Below are 18,478 nucleotides of genomic sequence, written 5' to 3'. Positions count from 1 at the left end.
GCGGGCGCGTTTGATGGTGCTTGGTTGGAAAGTACGTTTCATGGCGTTGTTACCTGGTTCGTCCACAACGGGCCGGAATGGCCCCCGTTTTAAGAGACCGGCGATTCTAGAGAAAGCAAGCCTCTAGGTCAATTTCCAACCAGCTTTTCCTTCAATTAGATCTCTACTGCCATTTCGAGCCTTTCCCGGCCTCCCAGGTGACAGGGGCAATGTCATAGATATAAAAATAAAGAAGGAAGTTATTTAAAGCTTTTCTGTAAAGCTTATAAAAGCTAGAGGCGCCTTCCTCTGTGGATAACTGCCTTTAGGCCATATTCTGCCTGATGTACAGAGGATGACAACTACGGGGGAAAACGGTGCTCTCCCTGTGCTGCACTGTCGGATAAGCTGTGGGTGGAATGGGTTGTTATCCACAGGCCAGTTACCCACAGACTTTCGACCCCACTTGTACAACGAGCTTAGGCACGCTTATCCACAGAGCTTATGCACAGACCATTGGTCGCCTTCTTTGCGGTTAACGCGTTGATTTTGGGTGCTCTCTGCGCAACCTACATGTGGATAAGTAAGCGGCTGGCCGCTACAATGGCGGCTGTTTTTGCCTCACCGGCTTTCAACTTAGGGGATATCCGTGTCAGTGGAACTTTGGCAGCAGTGCGTGGAGCTTTTGCGCGATGAGCTGCCTGCCCAGCAATTCAACACCTGGATCCGCCCGCTACAGGTCGAAGCCGAAGGCGACGAGTTGCGCGTCTATGCGCCCAACCGTTTTGTTCTCGACTGGGTCAACGAGAAGTACCTGAGCCGCGTTCTCGAATTGCTCGATGAGCACGGCAACGGCATCGCGCCCGTGCTTTCCTTATTAATAGGCAGCAAACGCAGCTCAGCGCCCCGCGCTGCGCCGAATGCACCGTTGGCGGCCAGTGCCTCCCAGGCTCAGGCCGCCGCGGCACCTGTTAATAACTCGCCCGCGCCGGTCGCTCAGGCAACGTCGAAATCCTCGTCGCCGAAAAACTCGCCTATAAATGAAGAGCCGTCCCGCGACAGCTTTGACCCCATGGCGGGTGCCAGCTCCCAACAAGCGCCGGTCCGCGCCGAACAGCGCACCGTGCAGGTCGAAGGTGCGCTCAAGCACACCAGTTACCTGAATCGCACCTTTACCTTTGAGAACTTCGTCGAAGGTAAATCCAACCAGTTGGCTCGCGCAGCCGCCTGGCAAGTGGCCGATAACCCCAAGCATGGTTACAACCCGTTGTTTCTTTATGGTGGGGTTGGCTTGGGTAAAACCCACTTGATGCACGCTGTGGGTAACCACCTGCTAAAGAAGAACCCGAATGCCAAGGTCGTGTACCTGCACTCGGAGCGCTTTGTGGCGGACATGGTCAAGGCCTTGCAACTGAATGCCATTAACGAGTTCAAGCGTTTCTACCGTTCGGTGGATGCGTTGCTCATCGATGACATTCAATTCTTCGCCCGCAAAGAGCGTTCCCAGGAAGAGTTCTTCCATACCTTCAACGCCTTGCTCGAAGGTGGCCAACAGGTCATCTTGACCAGTGACCGTTACCCGAAGGAAATCGAAGGCCTCGAAGAGCGCTTGAAATCGCGCTTTGGCTGGGGCTTGACCGTTGCGGTTGAGCCGCCGGAACTGGAAACCCGTGTCGCTATCCTGATGAAAAAGGCCGACCAGGCCAAAGTCGATCTGCCACACGACGCTGCATTCTTTATCGCCCAACGCATTCGTTCCAACGTGCGTGAGCTTGAAGGCGCGCTCAAGCGTGTCATCGCTCACTCGCACTTTATGGGCCGCGACATCACCATTGAGTTGATTCGCGAATCCCTGAAAGATTTGTTGGCCCTGCAAGACAAGCTGGTGAGTGTGGATAACATCCAGCGCACCGTGGCCGAATACTACAAGATCAAGATTTCCGACTTACTGTCCAAGCGCCGTTCGCGTTCGGTAGCCCGTCCGCGCCAAGTGGCCATGGCCCTCTCCAAAGAGTTGACCAACCACAGCCTGCCGGAAATCGGTGATGTGTTTGGTGGTCGTGACCACACCACGGTCTTGCACGCATGCCGCAAGATCAATGAACTTAAGGAATCCGACGCGGATATTCGCGAGGACTACAAGAACCTGCTGCGTACACTGACAACGTGAAGACACCAGCGCAGCTTATTAAGGCAAGGGACTAGACCATGCATTTCACCATTCAACGCGAAGCCCTGTTGAAACCCCTGCAACTGGTCGCAGGCGTCGTCGAGCGCCGACAGACCTTGCCGGTGCTCTCCAACGTATTGCTGGTTGTACAAGGCCAGCAGTTGTCATTGACGGGTACTGACCTGGAAGTCGAGCTGGTCGGTCGCGTACAGCTGGAAGAGCCGGCTGAACCGGGCGAAATCACGGTGCCGGCGCGCAAGCTGATGGATATCTGCAAGAGCTTGCCCAATGATGCGCTGATCGACATCAAGGTCGATGAACAGAACAAGTTGCTGGTGAAGGCTGGTCGCAGCAAATTCACCCTGTCTACCTTGCCGGCTAATGACTTTCCGACTGTTGAAGAAGGCCCGGGCTCGCTGACGTGCAGCCTGGAACAAAGCCGCCTGCGTCGTTTGATCGAACGCACCAGCTTCGCCATGGCTCAGCAGGATGTTCGTTACTACCTCAACGGCATGCTGCTGGAAGTGTCCGAAGGCATTATCCGCGCCGTGGCTACCGACGGTCACCGTCTGGCCATGTGCTCGATGAAAGCCGATATCGGCCAGCCGGACCGTCACCAAGTCATCGTGCCGCGCAAGGGCATTCTGGAACTGGCACGTTTGCTCACCGAGCCCGATGGCATTGTCAGCATCGTGTTGGGGCAGCATCACATCCGCGCGACCACCGGCGAGTTCACCTTCACCTCCAAGCTGGTAGACGGCAAGTTCCCGGATTACGAGCGCGTATTGCCTAAAGGCGGTGACAAGCTGGTACTGGGTGATCGTCAGGCCCTGCGTGAAGCGTTTAGCCGTACTGCCATTCTGTCGAACGAAAAGTACCGGGGTATCCGTCTGCAACTGGCTAACGGTCAGCTGAAAATTCAGGCCAACAACCCGGAACAGGAAGAAGCGGAAGAAGAAGTGGGTGTCGACTACAACGGCGGTTCGCTGGAAATCGGCTTTAACGTGAGCTACTTGCTCGACGTGCTGGGTGTGATGACCACCGAACAGGTTCGCCTGATTCTGTCCGACTCCAACAGCAGCGCCCTGGTGCAAGAATCCGATAACGACGACTCGGCTTACGTTGTTATGCCGATGCGTCTGTAATCGTGCTCAGCAGAAGCTAGATGTCCCTCAGTCGCGTCTCTGTCACCGCGGTGCGCAATCTGCACCCGGTGACCTTCTCCCCTTCCCCCCGCATCAATATCCTCTACGGCGCTAATGGCAGTGGCAAAACCAGCGTGCTGGAAGCCATTCACTTGCTGGGGCTGTCCCGTTCCTTTCGCAGTGCTCGCCTGTTGCCGGTTATCCAATACGAACAGTTGGCGTGCACGGTGTTTGGCCAAGTCGAACTGGCGGAGGGGGGCCATAGCAGCTTGGGAATATCACGTGAACGCGGCGGGGAGTTTCAAATACGCATCGACGGGCAGAATGCTCGCAGTGCTGCGCAACTGGCGGAAATCCTGCCGCTGCAGTTGATCAACCCCGACAGCTTCCGCTTGTTGGAGGGTGCCCCCAAGATTCGAAGGCAGTTCCTCGATTGGGGAGTGTTCCACGTGGAACCCCGCTTCATGGCCACTTGGCAGCGCCTGCAGAAGGCCCTGCGGCAGCGGAACTCATGGCTGCGGCATGGTACACTTGACGCCGCTTCACAAGCAGCCTGGGACCGGGAATTGTGCCTGGCCAGTGACGAAATAGATGAATACCGCCGCGCCTATATCAAAGCCTTGAAACCAGTCTTTGAGCAGACTTTGAGTGAGTTGTTGGATCTCGAAGGGCTGACGTTGAGTTACTACCGTGGTTGGGACAAGGAGCGCGAACTCAGTGCAGTACTCGCCACCTCCTTGCAGCGGGATCAACAAATTGGCCATACCCAGGCCGGCCCCCAACGCGCTGATTTGCGCCTTAGATTAGGCGCACACAATGCTGCGGATATCTTGTCCCGTGGCCAGCAGAAGTTGGTGGTGTGCGCACTGCGTATCGCCCAGGGCCATTTGGTAAGCCAGGCCCGACGCGGTCAGTGTATTTATCTGGTGGATGACTTGCCGTCGGAACTCGACGAGAGTCACCGCCGCGCGTTATGCCGCTTGTTGGAAGACTTACGCTGCCAGGTGTTTATCACCTGTGTAGACCACGAATTATTGAGGGAAGGCTGGCAGACGGAAACGCCAGTCGCTTTGTTCCACGTGGAACAAGGCCGTATCACCCAGACCCACGACCACCGGGAGTGAAGGCATGAGCGAAGAAAACACGTACGACTCGACCAGCATTAAAGTGCTGAAAGGTTTGGATGCCGTACGCAAACGTCCCGGTATGTACATCGGCGACACCGATGATGGTAGCGGTCTGCACCACATGGTGTTCGAGGTGGTCGACAACTCCATCGACGAAGCTTTGGCCGGTCACTGCGACGACATCAGCATTATCATCCACCCGGATGAGTCCATCACCGTGCGCGACAACGGTCGCGGTATTCCGGTCGATGTACACAAGGAAGAAGGCGTATCGGCGGCTGAGGTCATCATGACCGTGCTCCACGCTGGCGGTAAGTTCGACGACAACTCCTATAAAGTCTCCGGCGGTTTGCACGGTGTAGGTGTGTCGGTAGTGAACGCGCTGTCCGAAGAACTCATTCTGACCGTGCGCCGTAGCGGCAAGATCTGGGAACAGACTTACGTTCACGGTGTTCCACAAGAGCCGATGAAAATCGTTGGTGACAGTGAAACCACCGGTACTCAGATCCACTTCAAGCCGTCTGATCAGACCTTCAAGAATATCCACTTCAGCTGGGACATCCTGGCCAAGCGTATTCGTGAATTGTCCTTCCTCAACTCCGGTGTGGGTATCGTCCTCAAGGACGAGCGCAGCGGCAAGGAAGAGCTGTTCAAGTACGAAGGTGGCCTTCGCGCGTTCGTTGAATACCTGAACACCAACAAGACTGCGGTCAACCAGGTGTTCCACTTCAACATCCAGCGTGAAGACGGCATCGGCGTCGAAATCGCCTTGCAGTGGAACGACAGTTTCAACGAGAACCTGTTGTGCTTCACCAACAACATTCCACAGCGCGACGGCGGTACTCACTTGGTGGGTTTCCGTTCCGCACTGACGCGTAACCTGAACACCTACATCGAAGCTGAAGGCTTGGCGAAGAAGCACAAAGTCGCGACCACCGGTGACGATGCACGTGAAGGCTTGACCGCGATTATCTCGGTAAAAGTGCCTGATCCAAAATTCAGCTCCCAGACTAAAGACAAGCTGGTGTCTTCCGAAGTGAAGACCGCAGTGGAACAGGAGATGGGCAAATACTTCTCCGACTTCCTGCTCGAGAATCCGAACGAAGCCAAACTGGTCGTCGGCAAGATGATCGACGCCGCACGTGCCCGTGAAGCCGCGCGAAAAGCCCGTGAGATGACACGCCGTAAAGGCGCGCTGGACATCGCAGGCCTGCCCGGCAAACTGGCTGACTGCCAGGAGAAGGACCCTGCCCTCTCCGAACTGTACCTGGTGGAAGGTGACTCTGCTGGCGGTTCCGCCAAGCAGGGTCGTAACCGTCGCACCCAGGCTATCTTGCCGTTGAAAGGTAAAATCCTTAACGTCGAGAAAGCACGCTTCGACAAGATGATTTCCTCTCAGGAAGTCGGCACCTTGATCACAGCGTTGGGCTGCGGTATCGGCCGTGACGAGTACAACATCGACAAGCTGCGCTACCACAACATCATCATCATGACCGATGCTGACGTCGACGGTTCGCACATCCGTACGTTGCTGCTAACCTTCTTCTTCCGTCAGTTGCCGGAGCTGATCGAGCGTGGCTACATCTACATCGCTCAGCCGCCGTTGTACAAAGTGAAAAAGGGCAAGCAAGAGCAGTACATCAAAGACGACGACGCCATGGAAGAGTACATGACGCAGTCGGCCCTTGAAGACGCCAGCCTGCACTTGAACGACGAAGCCCCGGGCATTTCCGGTGAGGCGCTTGAGCGTCTGGTCAACGATTTCCGCATGGTGATGAAGACCCTCAAGCGTTTGTCGCGCCTGTACCCTCAAGAGCTGACCGAGCACTTCATCTACTTGCCGGCCGTAAGCCTGGAGCAATTGGGTGATCACGCCCATATGCAGGACTGGCTGGCCCAGTACGAAGTGCGCCTGCGCACCGTCGAGAAGTCTGGCCTGGTGTACAAAGCCAGCCTGCGCGAAGACCGTGAACGTAACGTGTGGCTGCCAGAGGTCGAACTGATCTCCCACGGCCTGTCGAACTACGTCACCTTCAACCGCGACTTCTTCGGCAGCAACGACTACAAAACCGTTGTGACCCTCGGCGCTCAATTGAGCACCCTGCTGGACGACGGCGCTTACATTCAGCGTGGTGAACGCAAGAAGCAGGTCAAGGAATTCAAGGAAGCCCTTGATTGGCTGATGGCTGAAAGCACCAAGCGTCACACCATTCAGCGATACAAAGGTCTGGGCGAAATGAACCCGGATCAGCTGTGGGAAACCACCATGGATCCCGCTCAGCGTCGCATGCTGCGGGTGACCATCGAAGACGCCATTGGCGCTGACCAGATCTTCAACACCCTGATGGGTGATGCGGTCGAACCTCGTCGTGACTTCATCGAGAGCAATGCCTTGGCGGTGTCCAACCTGGACTTCTGATCAGGTAAACCTGCTGAACCAAAAAGGCCAACGCTTAGCGTTGGCCTTTTTTATTGGGTGATGAATCAGCATTTTTTCAAATGCTCCACGTGGAACATCCGCCTGCTTAACCTTGGGCCTGCGCGATACAGGTCCAGGCGCTACCTGAGAGGTTGCACTCTGGCAAACGACGTTCAGGCGGTGCCTCGCATCGCTAAGGTCGGTGCAACTCAGTGCGCTGAGGCGGGAAAATATAGCTTTGTGTCTTGTGAGTTACCGTTCGGTTATGGCGGCACTGAATGCGTGGATCTTGTCGACGATCTGGCGTGACGCCGCCCTGATTGCCGTGGTGGTGTTACCGGCGATATGAGGCGTCAGTTGTGCATTGGGTATGGCGGTCAGTGGCGAGTCGAACTGATCTTTTTCGTGGGCAAAGGTGTCGATGGCGACTGCTTTGATATGCCTTGGAAACTGGCTCATGAAGGCTGCGAACTGGTGTTCGTCGATGATCGCGCCGCGAGCGGTATTGATGAGGATTGACCCTTGGCGCATTTGCCGGAATTCAGCTGTGCCGAACAGGCTGCGCGTCAACGTGGTGAGCGGCACGTGAATGGACACTATGTGCGCCTCTGCGAGTAATTGCGCCAGGCTTGCTCGTCGTTCAAGCCCAAGGCTGCGCGCTACCGATTCGGTAAAACGCTCGGACCCGGTGGCGATTACGTTGATGCCCAGCGCTGCAGCCTTGTGTGCCACCTGCCGTGCAATGCAGCCGGTGCCCACCAGCCCAAGCGTGAGTTCGGCGTATTCGGGGGTCGGTGCCAACGTGCCTTTTGCCCAATGGCCGCTGTGCGTTTCGACGTTGTAGTAATCCAGGTCGCGAGACAAAAACAAGGCTTGTGCAATGACGTATTCGGCGACGGCGGCCGCGTTGGAGCCTGGCGTGCTGAGTACTGCTACGCCACATTGCTCGCATTCGAGCCGATCAATATGGTTGACGCCCGTGCCTGCCTGGGCGATGGCGCGCAGTGGTGTGGCCAGCGCGCGGGAGGTGGCTGCGCGGATCAGCGCGCTGCCGAGGGGGATGTTCAAGCGCGTTTTGAACACGCTGTAACCCCCGGCCTGATTCACAGCGGCAATAAAGGCGGACTCGTCGTGACAGTTGATCTCGGCATATTCAATGCGTGTGGTGTAGCGCTCCCGGATGCAGTCTTTATCCGCGAAATAGTGCAGGTTGAGGGTAACTGCCAGGCCCAGTTCAAGAAAACGATCGACTTCCTCAAACAGTAACGGTGGGCCTGGGGCATCGAGTATCAGGGTGGTAAATGCCATGCAGTTGATCCTCTTCGTTTTGGAATAGAACGCTGGCAAATTGTTCATTGACGCTTAAAAACGTGCCTTTTCGAGGTTAGCAATTCTCCACGCATCAAAGTGGCTTATATAAATTTTGAGTTTGATGAACGGATACAAAAAAGGCCAACGCTTAGCGTTGGCCTTTATTTGTTCGATGATGAATAAGCATTTTCTAAAATGCTCCACGTGGAACATCTACGTTTTAACCCGCAGTGGCGGCCGCAACGCTCTCCAACCTATAACCGTACCCATAGATAGTGAGCAGCTGCCAGCCACGGTCTGCGGTCAGCCCGAGCTTGTTGCGCAGTCGGTAGATATGGGTATCCAGGGGACGAGACGACACCATTTCTTCATGGGTCCAAAACCGCTCATAGAGATACTCGCGCGACAGCGGTCGCGCCAGGTTGGCAAACAGACAACTGGCGAGTCGGTACTCACGCTCGGTCAAATTGATCGGCTTTCCGGCACGGGTTACCGTCAACTCGGCATCATCGAAAGTCAGGTCGTTGAAGCTTTGCACCTCGTGGGTGGTAGATTTTTGCAGGCCGTGCCTGCGCAATACGGCACTGACCCGAGCCTTGAGTTCATTGGGGCGAAAGGGCTTGCTGACGTAATCGTCTGCCCCGCTGTTCAATGCCGTGACGATATCGCCCTCAGCATCGCGGCTGGTGAGCATGATGACAGCGGGTGGGGACTCCATATGTTCGCGGGTCCAGCGCAGCAATGCGATCCCGGTGATATCCGGCAGTTGCCAGTCGAGTATCAGCAGGTCGAAGGTTTCCCGTCGCAGTTGGCGCAGCAGGTCTTCACCACGCTCAAAAAAATGCAGTGACCAAGGCTGCTCTGCGGTACCGGGAATCTGTCGCAGTGTCTGTTCAACCCGGCGCAATTCAGCGGGCTCGTCGTCCAGTATTGCGACACGCATGGGTGAGTCCTTTCTACTTATATAAAACGGCAGCCAACGGCCATGTTTAAAGCGGGCACCTAGTGCGCAGATGCCGGTCTATGAATCTGAATAATTATGGTCAAATTCAGAGACTCGTGGTTCTCGCGGTACGCTGATCGAAAAGCGCCCTAAACTCGACGAAAGAGCTTTGGGGAAAGATACCGACTCCCGCCTATAAGGAAAAGGATCGCTGCCGATTGCCCTGCAAGACCTGTAGGGTGAACATCTTCGCGAGACATTAGGAAAGTCTTCTCCTCAGACAGGAATGAGCTTCAATGGGTTCCAGCACAGTGCACTCAACGTACAACGCAAGGAGGGGACGCCGGGGCTTATGACACCACCCATCACTCACGATGAGCTTAACGGCGTCTCAGCAGCGGTCGGCTGGTGATGCTGTGGCGCAAGGCGGAAAAACGCCAACCCACCCGAGCTCAACTGCTGTTTCACGGCCTGGTTCGCGAGTGGCTGTGGATTGGCGTGGTGCTGTTGCCGTTTACCGCCTATCTGTCCTTGAGCTCTGGCCTGGCCCTTAACAACGCTCTGTATGACAGCCTTCGTCCGCTCACACCGCTGCCGGTAGACCCGCGCATTTTGCTGGTGACGATCGACGATCAGAGCCTTAAACAGCTCGGCCAATGGCCATGGTCGCGTAGCCTGCACGCCGACCTGATTGATCGCATCAGTGCCGCTCAGCCGGCGGGCATACTGTTTGATGTGATCTTCAGCGAGCCCGGCGAAGTCGCCGATGACACACGGCTGGCCGACGCTGTGTGCAACGCCGGCAATGTATTACTGCCGGTGGTGGCTGACGGCGCGATGAGGCCCAGCCAGCCGGATGATCCGTTGCCATTGCTCAAATGCGCCAAAGGGGTGGGGCATATCAATGTTGAAGCCGACAATGACGGTGTCGTGCGTAGCCTGTATCTGCGCGAGGGCCCGCCCGGCAACGCGCTCCCACAGTTGGCGTGGCTGGCTTATACCCTGAGCGGCGAAGCGTCGCCAATGCCGGGTCTGCCACAACCAGTGACCACACCGCACTGGCATCGAGAGCATGCGATTCGTGTTCCGTTCACCGCTCATAGCCATTTCCCCAGCGTCTCCTACGTCAGCGTGTTGCACGGCGAAGTGCCGCCTGAGAGCCTGCGTGGCCGCCTGATTCTGGTGGGTGCCACCGCCTATGGCATGGGCGATCGTTTTCTTACGCCGCTCACCTCCTCCGTCGGCTCCACCGCCGGTGTGGATATCCAGGCCAACATTCTCAATGGCTTGCTGCAAGGACGCAGTGTGGTCGATCTGCCCGGCTGGCTCGCCGCTTTGATAGCGACTTCCCTGGTTGCGTTGCTGCTGGGCCTTTTGCTGTACCGGCCGCGCTACGCACTGTGGATGACCTTGGGTTGCATGGCTGCAGCGTTGCTCGGCTCATGGGGGCTGTTGCGCCTGGGCCATTGGTGGTCGCCCGCTGCGGGGTTGATCGGCTTGCTGCTCAGCTATCTGATCTGGAACTGGCGCCGCCTCAGCGTGATCGTGGCTTATTTTGGCTGGGAACTCGCGCGGCTGGACGACGAACCCAAAGTGCTGCCCGAACGCCGCCGTGCGCCCGCCAGCCAAGGCGATGTGTTGCAGGGCCGAATCTTTGCCCTGGAGCAGGCGGTCAGCCGTACCCGTGACACTCGTCGTTTCATGGCCGACGGCTTGGAATGCCTGCCGGTGGCAACCCTGATTACTGATCCCAGGGGCACCATTCTGCTGGCCAACCGCGTCGCCCGCGACGTGTTCGGCAATCACCTGGTCAGTGGCAATTTACTCGAACAACTTGCCGACCTGGGTTATCCACCGCTGCACAATGGTGTGCGCCCTGCCCTGTCGGCGATGGAACTCGTCGAGTTCCGTGACGTTCACCAGCGCAGCTTGCGCATGGAGCTTGCTCCATTACTGCCCGCAGAAGGTGACGTCGCCCTTGGCTGGTTGCTGAGCCTGACCGACCTGAGCAAAGAGCGCGAAGCCCAGCAGCATCGCGAGACCATGCTGCGCTTTCTGTCCCACGACTTGCGGGCGCCGCATTCGGCGATCCTCGCGCTGCTGGATGTGCACAACGGTGAATCGCCGATCTTTGGTCAAATCGAAAGGCAAGTGCGGCGGGCGCTGAGCCTCACCGAGTCGTTCGTGCAATTGGCAAAAGCCGAAGCCGACGGTTACCACTTCCAGCCCACCCTGTTCGCCATGCTGGTGATGGATGCTTTCGATCAGGTTGCGGTGATCGCGCAACTCAAGAACATCCAATTGGTTCACGACCTGGATGAAGCGGATGAGGGCATGGTGTCAGCCGATCAATCGCTGCTCACTCGGGCGCTGTTCAACGTGTTGGAAAACGCCATCAAATACTCGCCGTCCGGTACTGCCGTCACCTTGAGCCATGGCAGTGCGAGCGGTCTGTTGGAATGCCGTATCAGCGATCAGGGGCCGGGCATCGCACCAGCGGATCTGCCCGAGCTATTCAATCAATACCGACGCTTCGATTCGGCTCATGGCAGTGAAGGCCTGGGCTTGGGCCTGACCATGGTCAAGGCCGTGGTAGAGCGCCATGGCGGACGTATTCAATGTGAGAGCGAACTGGGTAAAGGCTCTACCTTCAGCCTGCAACTGCCCTTGCTGGATGAGTGAAAAAACGTACATTTCTGCTGTGCATAAAAAACCGGTCACAAGGACCGGTTTTTTTATGCGAGAAAAACTTATGCACGTTTTTCGTAATTTTATGAGTTCAGGAAATATCTATGTAAATCAGATCGTTAAGAACCAAAAATAGCGATTCGCCAACAAACCGTGCACAGGTTATCCACAGATCCTCAGAGTGCCGGCGTATCCACCACAACGGGTACCGGCGGCAACGAACCCATGGCGCGTTGCTGCGCTTCATTCCACGCCGCGGCACGGTCATTTAGCGCCGCAATAGCGCGTGGCCCTTCGCCTTCTGCGTACATCGGCTCGCCAATCACTACGGTGATGGTGCCTTCACGTTTAGCCCAGCCGGTCTTGGGCCAGAACCTGCCAGCGTTATGAGCGATCGGCAACACCGGCAGGTTGGCGTTGACCGCCAGCGCAGTACCGCCGCGGGAGAACTTGCCCACTGTGCCAAACGGCACCCGGGTTCCTTCCGGGAAGATCAGCACCCAAACGCCGTCCTTGAGCAGCTCATCACCCTTCTTTGCGACATGCTTGAGCGCAGCCTTGGGATTGTCACGGTCGATGGCGATCGGCCGCAACATGGCCATGGCCCAGCCAAAGAACGGCACGTACAGCAACTCACGCTTAAGCACCTGGCTCAGGGGCGAGAAGTACGCGGAGAGAAAGAACGTCTCCCACGTGCTTTGGTGGTTCGACAGGATCACGCAGGGTGTTTGCGGGACGTTTTCAGCGCCCTTGACCTCGAAGCGAATGCCCAAAAATACCTTGGTCAGCCACAACGCGCAGCGGCACCAGTAAACGTTGATGAAGCGATAGCGCGCCTTGAACGGCAGGAACGGCGCAATAAAAAAGCTCAGGGTGCACCAGAGAAACGAACTGGTGCCCAGCAGCAGGTAAAAGAAAAAGGTTCTGATGGCCTGCAAGATCGACATGGCAGCATTTACCGTTGCGGGACACGGCCCGCCTGCTAAAAGCGCACTCCCGAGCCATCCTTGTTCAGGAAGTCGAGGGCAGCTAGTTGTTAATAAGTTCTGCGGCAACCGCCGCTAGATCGTCAAAAATCAAAGTGCCTACCGGCAGGTCTTTCGCCTGGGTCTTTTCGCCTTTCCCGGTTTTAACCAAAACTGGCTGAGAGTCGACGGCTTTGGCCGCCTCCAGGTCACCGAGGCTGTCCCCGACGAACCATAGCCCAGCCAGGGGCACCTTGTAATGTTCTGCAATGGTTTTCAACATGCCCGGCTTGGGTTTGCGGCATTCGCAGCCCTCATCCGGTCCGTGGGGGCAGTACACCACCAGCCCCACCTCGCCGCCCTGCTCGGCCACCAACGTGCGCAAGCGCGCGTGCATGGCGTCTAGGGTAGCGATGTCGTAATAGCCACGGGCGATGCCGGACTGGTTGGTGGCGATGGCCACCGTCCAGCCGGCTTTGCTCAACTGCGCGATGGCCTCGATCGAGCCGGGCAATGGAACCCACTCCGCCACCGACTTGATGTAAGCGTCGGAGTCGTAGTTGATCACCCCGTCCCGATCGAGAATCAGCAGTTTCACCATGGTCAGCTCAGCGTCGAAATGTCGGCGATATTGACGAACAAGCCGCGCAGACGCGCCAGCATGGCGTAGCGGTTTTTGCGCACACCCGCGTCTTCGGCATTGATCATTACGGCTTCAAAGAACGCATCCACTGGCTCACGCAAGCTGGCCAGACGCGCCAGCGCTTCCGCGTAGTTGCGCTCGGCGATCAACGGCTTCACCGCGTTTTCTGCCTTGACGATGGCCGAGTTCAGCGAGAACTCCTTGGCATCGGCAAACAGGCCCGGGTCGACTTCGACAGTGCTGAGGTTGTCAGCCTTGCTCAGCAGGTTCGACACACGCTTGTTCACGGCGGCCAGGGCATCGGCTTCCGGCAGTTTGCGGAACGCTTGCACGGCTTGTACGCGTTGGTCGAAGTCCAGCGCCGAACCCGGTTGCAGGGCACGTACCGACAGGTAGACAGACACGTCCACGCCTTCGTCTTCATAGCGCGCACGCAGGCGGTCGAATACGAATTCCAGCACTTGCTCGGCCAGACCGGCTTGCTTGACCTTGCCACCAAACTGGCCGACGGCAAACACCACGGCCTGGGTCAGGTCGAGGTCGAGCTTTTTGTCGATCAGGATGCGCAGCACACCCAAGGCTGCACGGCGCAGGGCATACGGGTCTTTGCTGCCAGTTGGCAACATGCCGATACCGAAGATACCAACGAGGGTATCCAGCTTGTCAGCGATGGCCACGGCCGCACCGGTCAGGGTGCTTGGCAGCTCAGCGCCGGCACCGCGTGGCATGTACTGTTCGTTCAGCGCCAAGGCTACATCGTCCGGCTCGCCGTCATTGAGGGCGTAGTAGTAACCGGCAACACCTTGCATCTCCGGGAACTCGCCGACCATTTCGGTGGCCAGGTCGCACTTGGACAGCAGGCCAGCACGCGCGGCCCAGGCGGCATCACCGCCAATGCGCGGCGCGATATAGGCGGCCAGCTTGGATACACGCACGGCCTTGTCGTAGACGCTGCCGAGCTTTTCCTGGAACACCACGTTTTGCAGGCGCAGGTTGAAGTCTTCGAGCTTTTGCTTCTTGTCTTGCTTGAAGAAGAACTCGGCGTCAGTCAGGCGCGGGCGAACGACTTTCTCGTTACCGGCGATGATCTGCTGCGGGTCCTTGCTCTCGATGTTAGCCACGGTGATAAAGCGCGGCAGCAACTTGCCATCCACGTCCAGCAGGCAGAAATACTTCTGGTTGTCCTGCATGGTGGTGATCAAGGCTTCTTGCGGCACATCGAGGAAACGTTCTTCGAACGAGCACACCAGCGGCACCGGCCATTCAACCAGTGCGGTCACTTCGTCGAGCAGGCTCGGCGGCACGATAGCGGTGCCTTCCTGCAGGCGAGCCAGTTCTTCGGTGCGCTTGCTGATCAGCTCGCGACGCTCGTTGGCGTCGGCCAGCACGTAAGCAGCGCGCAGGTCAGCGGCGTAGTTGGCCGGCGAGGTAATGCGCACCGCCTGCGGATGGTGGAAGCGGTGACCACGGGAATCACGGCCAGCCTTTTGGGCGAGGATGGTGCAGTCGATGACCTGGTCACCGAGCAACATCACCAGCCACTGGGTTGGACGGACGAATTCTTCCTTGCGTGCACCCCAGCGCATGCGCTTGGGAATCGGCAGGTCGTTCAGGGAATCTTCAACGATGGTCGGCAACAGGCTGGCGGTCGGCTTGCCGGTGATGACCTGGCTGAACCGCAGTTTCGGGCCGCTCTGGTCGATCTCGCTCAGCTCAACGCCACACTTCTTGGCAAAACCAAGGGCGGCTTGGGTCGGGTTGCCTTCGGCGTCGAAAGCCGCCTGGCGCGGCGGGCCGTCGAGGTTGATGCTGCGGTCCGGTTGCTGGGTTTCCAGCGCGGTCAGCAGCACCGCCAGGCGACGTGGCGCGGCGTAGACCTTCTTCGCGGCGAACTTCAAGCCGGCGCCCTGCAGGCCTTTTTCGATACCGGCCAGGAACGCGTCGGCCAGGGTGTTGAGCGCCTTGGGTGGCAGCTCTTCGGTGCCCAGTTCAACCAGGAAATCTTGAGCACTCATTGTGCAGCCTCCAGCTTAGCCAACACTTCATCACGCAAATCCGGGGTTGCCATCGGGAAGCCCAGCTTGGCGCGAGCCAACAGGTAGGCTTGGGCGACGGAACGCGCCAGGGTGCGCACACGCAGGATGTATTGCTGGCGCGCGGTTACCGAGATGGCACGGCGGGCATCCAGCAGGTTGAAGGTATGGGACGCCTTCAACACCATTTCATAGCTTGGCAACGGTAGCGGCTGGTCGAGTTCGATCAGCCGCTTGGCTTCGCTTTCGTAGAAGTCGAACAGCTCGAAGAGTTTTTCGACGTTGGCGTGTTCGAAGTTGTAAGTGGACTGCTCCACTTCGTTCTGGTGGAACACGTCGCCGTACGTCACTTTGCCGAACGGGCCGTCAGCCCATACCAGGTCATAGACCGAGTCCACGCCTTGCAGGTACATGGCCAGGCGCTCAAGGCCGTAGGTGATTTCGCCGGTCACCGGGTAGCACTCAATGCCGCCCGCTTGCTGGAAGTAAGTGAACTGCGTCACTTCCATACCGTTCAGCCAGACTTCCCAGCCCAGGCCCCAGGCGCCCAGGGTTGGCGATTCCCAGTTGTCTTCAACGAAGCGGATGTCGTGCACCAGTGGGTCCAGGCCAACATGCTTGAGCGAACCCAGGTACAGCTCCTGGAAATTGTCCGGGTTGGGCTTCAATACCACCTGGAACTGGTAGTAGTGCTGCAGACGGTTCGGGTTTTCGCCGTAGCGGCCGTCAGTCGGGCGACGACTGGGCTGCACATAAGCGGCGTTCCAGGTTTCCGGGCCGATGGCCCGCAGGAAGGTAGCGGTGTGGAAAGTGCCGGCGCCTACTTCCATATCGTAGGGCTGAAGTACCACACAACCTTGCTCGGCCCAGTACTGCTGGAGGGCGAGGATCAAGTCTTGGAAGGTACGCACGGCTGGCGTAGGCTGGCTCACGAAATTCACCTGTTACTTGGGCTGCGATTTAAAGAGCGGGAGTATACCCGATTCGGCCGCGCCACCATCCCCTGGAGCCTTATGCCACGCTGCTTTTGGTGTTCTGAAGATCCGCTGTACATGGCTTATCACGATCAAGAGTGGGGAACGCCGCTGCGCGATGCGCAGGGTCTGTTCGAGTTGCTTTTGCTCGAAGGGTTCCAGGCGGGCCTGTCCTGGATCACGGTTTTACGCAAACGCGAGCATTACCGGAAGGTCTTGTTCGGCTTTGATGCGCAGCGTTTGGCGCAACTGAGCGACGCCGAAATCGAAGCGCTGATGCTCGACCCAGGCATCGTGCGCAACCGTCTCAAACTCAACGCCACCCGTCGCAATGCCGCCGCGTGGCTGGCGCTGGAGGACCCGGTGGGGTTGCTCTGGTCGTTTGTGGGCGGTATGCCCAAGGTCAATCACTTCACAGACCGCAGCCAGGTTCCGGCGATTACCCCCGAGGCCGAAGCCATGAGCAAAGCCTTGAAAAAAGCCGGCTTCACCTTCGTCGGCCCGACCATTTGCTACGCGTTCATGCAGGCCTCTGGCATGGTCATGGATCACACTCAAGACTGCGACCGTTACGCGGACTTGGCCAACGCCGGTTAGAATGCCCGCTTCGCGCACCACACACGATCAGGAGTGACCTGTGGAAAAGTTTAAAGGCGCCTTGCTGGTAGGCGCTCTCCGGTTATTTGCCCTGCTGCCCTGGCGCGCCGTTCAGGCCGTGGGCACGGCGATTGGCTGGATCATGTGGAAAACCCCCAACCGCTCCCGCGAGACGGTGCGGATCAACCTCTCAAAATGCTTCCCGAACATGGCCCCCGCCGAGCGCGAAGCGTTAGTCGGCCGCAGCCTGATGGACATCGGCAAGTCCCTGACCGAAAGCGCCTGCGCCTGGATCTGGCCTGCTCAGCGTTCCATCGATCTGGTGCGCGAAGTCGAAGGCCTGGAAGTGCTGCACGCAGCCCTGGCCTCGGGCAAAGGCGTGGTGGGTATCACCAGCCACTTGGGCAACTGGGAAGTGTTGAACCACTTCTATTGCAGCCAGTGCAAACCGATCATTTTCTATCGCCCGCCCAAGCTCAAGGCCGTCGATGACTTGCTGCGCAAGCAACGCGTGCAACTGGGTAACCGCGTGGCGGCGTCGACCAAGGAAGGCATTCTGAGTGTGATCAAGGAAGTGCGCAAAGGCGGTCAGGTCGGCATTCCCGCCGACCCGGAGCCGGCCGAATCCGCCGGCATCTTTGTGCCGTTCTTCGCCACCCAGGCGCTGACCAGCAAGTTTGTGCCGAACATGCTCGCGGGCCACAAGGCCGTGGGCGTGTTCCTGCATGCCCTGCGGCTGCCGGACGGTTCGGGCTACAAAGTGATTCTGGAAGCGGCGCCGGAAGACATGTACAGCACCGACACTGCCACGTCCTGCGCGGCGATGAGCAAGGTGGTTGAGCGTTATGTCGGCGCCTACCCGAGCCAGTACATGTGGAGCATGAAGCGCTTCAAGAAACGCCCGCCGGGTGAGGCGCGGTGGTATTGATACACCCCTGATCTCCCACTAAATGGAGATCAACTGTGGGAGCTGGCTTGCCTGCGATGGCATCAGCTCGGTGTAACTGAAAGACCGAGTTGCCTGCATCGCAGGCAAGCCAGCTCCCACAGGGATCGCCTCAGGCCTGGCGATCCAGTTTTTTCAGGAATACCGCCATCTCTTTTTCAGCCTGTTTGTCGCCATGGGCCTGGGCCGCTTCAATACCCTTCTCCCAGGTTTGACGTGCTGCAGTCGGATCACCCAACCCTGCCTGCGCCTTGCCCAGCAGCTTCCACGCCGCCGAATACTTCGGATCGAACTCGACGCACTTCTGCAAATGCTCCGCTGCCCTGGCGTTGTCCTTCAAGTCCAGATAACCCTTGCCCAAGCCAAACCGAAGCAGTGAATTATCCACACCCTTGGCGAGCATTTTTTCCAGGGATTCGAGCATGGCTGTGTGTCCTTTAACTATTCGGGAATTTTAATATCGTCATCGCGGGCAAGCCCGCTCCCACAGGGAATAGCCTTCCAAAAGTGGGGGCGGGCGTGCCCGCGATGACGGCCG

General features: G+C 57.9%; 14 protein-coding genes. 7 read left to right on the top strand and 7 right to left on the bottom strand.

The features are described from left to right. The first annotated feature begins 628 nt into the window (after positions 1-628). From dnaA to gyrB, 4 genes are read left to right on the top strand one after another with little or no spacing between them, the layout of a single operon-like run. Positions 629-2,149 carry a chromosomal replication initiator protein DnaA gene (gene dnaA / locus ACP7A2_RS10245; RefSeq protein ID WP_348059848.1) on the top strand — a complete coding sequence of 507 codons (1,521 nt, stop codon included), beginning with the start codon at positions 629-631 and terminating at the stop codon, positions 2,147-2,149. 38 nt (positions 2,150-2,187) lie between these two features. Next, on the top strand, positions 2,188-3,294 hold the full coding sequence (gene dnaN / locus ACP7A2_RS10240; protein ID WP_375065830.1) for a DNA polymerase III subunit beta: 1,107 nt from the start codon (positions 2,188-2,190) through the stop codon (positions 3,292-3,294). A gap of 20 nt (positions 3,295-3,314) precedes the next feature. Beyond that, positions 3,315-4,418 (top strand): DNA replication/repair protein RecF, encoded by a 1,104-nt coding sequence (gene recF / locus ACP7A2_RS10235; RefSeq protein ID WP_348059844.1) that lies wholly within the window; start codon positions 3,315-3,317, stop codon positions 4,416-4,418. Positions 4,419-4,422: 4 nt separating this feature from the next. Next, positions 4,423-6,840, top strand: coding sequence for a DNA topoisomerase (ATP-hydrolyzing) subunit B (gene gyrB, locus ACP7A2_RS10230; protein ID WP_426134100.1), 2,418 nt, complete (start codon positions 4,423-4,425; stop codon positions 6,838-6,840). A gap of 252 nt (positions 6,841-7,092) precedes the next feature. On the opposite strand, the gene ACP7A2_RS10225 is transcribed toward gyrB, so the two are convergent. Beyond that, the gene (locus ACP7A2_RS10225) at positions 7,093-8,148 is read right to left on the bottom strand and encodes an NAD(P)-dependent oxidoreductase (protein WP_426134099.1); all 1,056 of its coding nucleotides are present in this window, start codon (positions 8,146-8,148) and stop codon (positions 7,093-7,095) included. Positions 8,149-8,371: 223 nt separating this feature from the next. Beyond that, positions 8,372-9,094 (bottom strand): response regulator transcription factor, encoded by a 723-nt coding sequence (locus tag ACP7A2_RS10220; protein ID WP_426134098.1) that lies wholly within the window; start codon positions 9,092-9,094, stop codon positions 8,372-8,374. Between the two features lie 408 nt (positions 9,095-9,502). On the opposite strand from ACP7A2_RS10220, the gene ACP7A2_RS10215 reads away from it, so the two are divergent. After that, positions 9,503-11,776: a CHASE2 domain-containing protein gene (locus tag ACP7A2_RS10215; protein WP_426134097.1), complete on the top strand. Its 2,274-nt coding sequence runs from the start codon at positions 9,503-9,505 to the stop codon at positions 11,774-11,776. Positions 11,777-11,958: 182 nt separating this feature from the next. On the opposite strand, the gene ACP7A2_RS10210 is transcribed toward ACP7A2_RS10215, so the two are convergent. From ACP7A2_RS10210 to glyQ, 4 genes are all read right to left on the bottom strand, one after another. Next, positions 11,959-12,729, bottom strand: coding sequence for a lysophospholipid acyltransferase family protein (locus ACP7A2_RS10210; RefSeq protein ID WP_348059837.1), 771 nt, complete (start codon positions 12,727-12,729; stop codon positions 11,959-11,961). An 82-nt stretch (positions 12,730-12,811) separates the two neighbouring features. Continuing rightward, positions 12,812-13,348, bottom strand: a complete 537-nt coding sequence (gene gmhB / locus ACP7A2_RS10205) for a D-glycero-beta-D-manno-heptose 1,7-bisphosphate 7-phosphatase (RefSeq protein ID WP_426134096.1) — start codon at positions 13,346-13,348, stop codon at positions 12,812-12,814. 2 nt (positions 13,349-13,350) lie between these two features. After that, complete coding sequence (glyS, locus tag ACP7A2_RS10200) at positions 13,351-15,405, bottom strand: glycine--tRNA ligase subunit beta (protein ID WP_426134095.1); 2,055 nt, start codon at positions 15,403-15,405, stop codon at positions 13,351-13,353. Then, a complete protein-coding gene (glyQ, locus tag ACP7A2_RS10195) occupies positions 15,402-16,355 on the bottom strand; it encodes a glycine--tRNA ligase subunit alpha (RefSeq protein WP_003213601.1) in 954 nt (317 codons plus the stop codon). Before glyQ ends, glyS begins: the two co-directional genes overlap by 4 nt. 81 nt (positions 16,356-16,436) lie before the next feature. Between glyQ and ACP7A2_RS10190 the strand changes: the two genes are divergently transcribed. Both ACP7A2_RS10190 and ACP7A2_RS10185 read left to right on the top strand, forming a co-directional pair. Further along, complete coding sequence (locus ACP7A2_RS10190) at positions 16,437-16,994, top strand: DNA-3-methyladenine glycosylase I (RefSeq protein ID WP_426134094.1); 558 nt, start codon at positions 16,437-16,439, stop codon at positions 16,992-16,994. A gap of 40 nt (positions 16,995-17,034) precedes the next feature. Next, positions 17,035-17,922 (top strand): lysophospholipid acyltransferase, encoded by an 888-nt coding sequence (locus tag ACP7A2_RS10185; protein WP_426134093.1) that lies wholly within the window; start codon positions 17,035-17,037, stop codon positions 17,920-17,922. A gap of 130 nt (positions 17,923-18,052) precedes the next feature. Here ACP7A2_RS10185 and ACP7A2_RS10180 read toward each other — a convergent pair whose 3' ends face one another. After that, positions 18,053-18,364 (bottom strand): tetratricopeptide repeat protein, encoded by a 312-nt coding sequence (locus ACP7A2_RS10180; RefSeq protein WP_426134092.1) that lies wholly within the window; start codon positions 18,362-18,364, stop codon positions 18,053-18,055. Between the last annotated feature and the right edge of the window lie 114 nt (positions 18,365-18,478).

The sequence above is a fragment of the Pseudomonas sp. PWP3-1b2 genome, from assembly GCF_049896045.1.
Taxonomy (GTDB): domain Bacteria; phylum Pseudomonadota; class Gammaproteobacteria; order Pseudomonadales; family Pseudomonadaceae; genus Aquipseudomonas; species Aquipseudomonas antarctica_B.
This window is presented reverse-complemented; position numbering and strand designations above follow the sequence as displayed.

What these genes read in the sequence shown, in the direction of transcription:
- dnaN (WP_375065830.1), top strand. Translation starts at nt 2,188, where the DNA reads ATGCATTTCACCATTCAACGCGAAGCCCTGTTGAAACCCCTGCAACTG.
- recF (WP_348059844.1), top strand. Translation starts at nt 3,315, where the DNA reads ATGTCCCTCAGTCGCGTCTCTGTCACCGCGGTGCGCAATCTGCACCCG.
- gyrB (WP_426134100.1), top strand. Translation starts at nt 4,423, where the DNA reads ATGAGCGAAGAAAACACGTACGACTCGACCAGCATTAAAGTGCTGAAA.
- ACP7A2_RS10225 (WP_426134099.1), bottom strand. Translation starts at nt 8,148, where the DNA reads ATGGCATTTACCACCCTGATACTCGATGCCCCAGGCCCACCGTTACTG.
- ACP7A2_RS10220 (WP_426134098.1), bottom strand. Translation starts at nt 9,094, where the DNA reads ATGCGTGTCGCAATACTGGACGACGAGCCCGCTGAATTGCGCCGGGTT.
- ACP7A2_RS10210 (WP_348059837.1), bottom strand. Translation starts at nt 12,729, where the DNA reads ATGTCGATCTTGCAGGCCATCAGAACCTTTTTCTTTTACCTGCTGCTG.
- gmhB (WP_426134096.1), bottom strand. Translation starts at nt 13,348, where the DNA reads ATGGTGAAACTGCTGATTCTCGATCGGGACGGGGTGATCAACTACGAC.
- glyS (WP_426134095.1), bottom strand. Translation starts at nt 15,405, where the DNA reads ATGAGTGCTCAAGATTTCCTGGTTGAACTGGGCACCGAAGAGCTGCCA.
- ACP7A2_RS10190 (WP_426134094.1), top strand. Translation starts at nt 16,437, where the DNA reads ATGCCACGCTGCTTTTGGTGTTCTGAAGATCCGCTGTACATGGCTTAT.
- ACP7A2_RS10180 (WP_426134092.1), bottom strand. Translation starts at nt 18,364, where the DNA reads ATGCTCGAATCCCTGGAAAAAATGCTCGCCAAGGGTGTGGATAATTCA.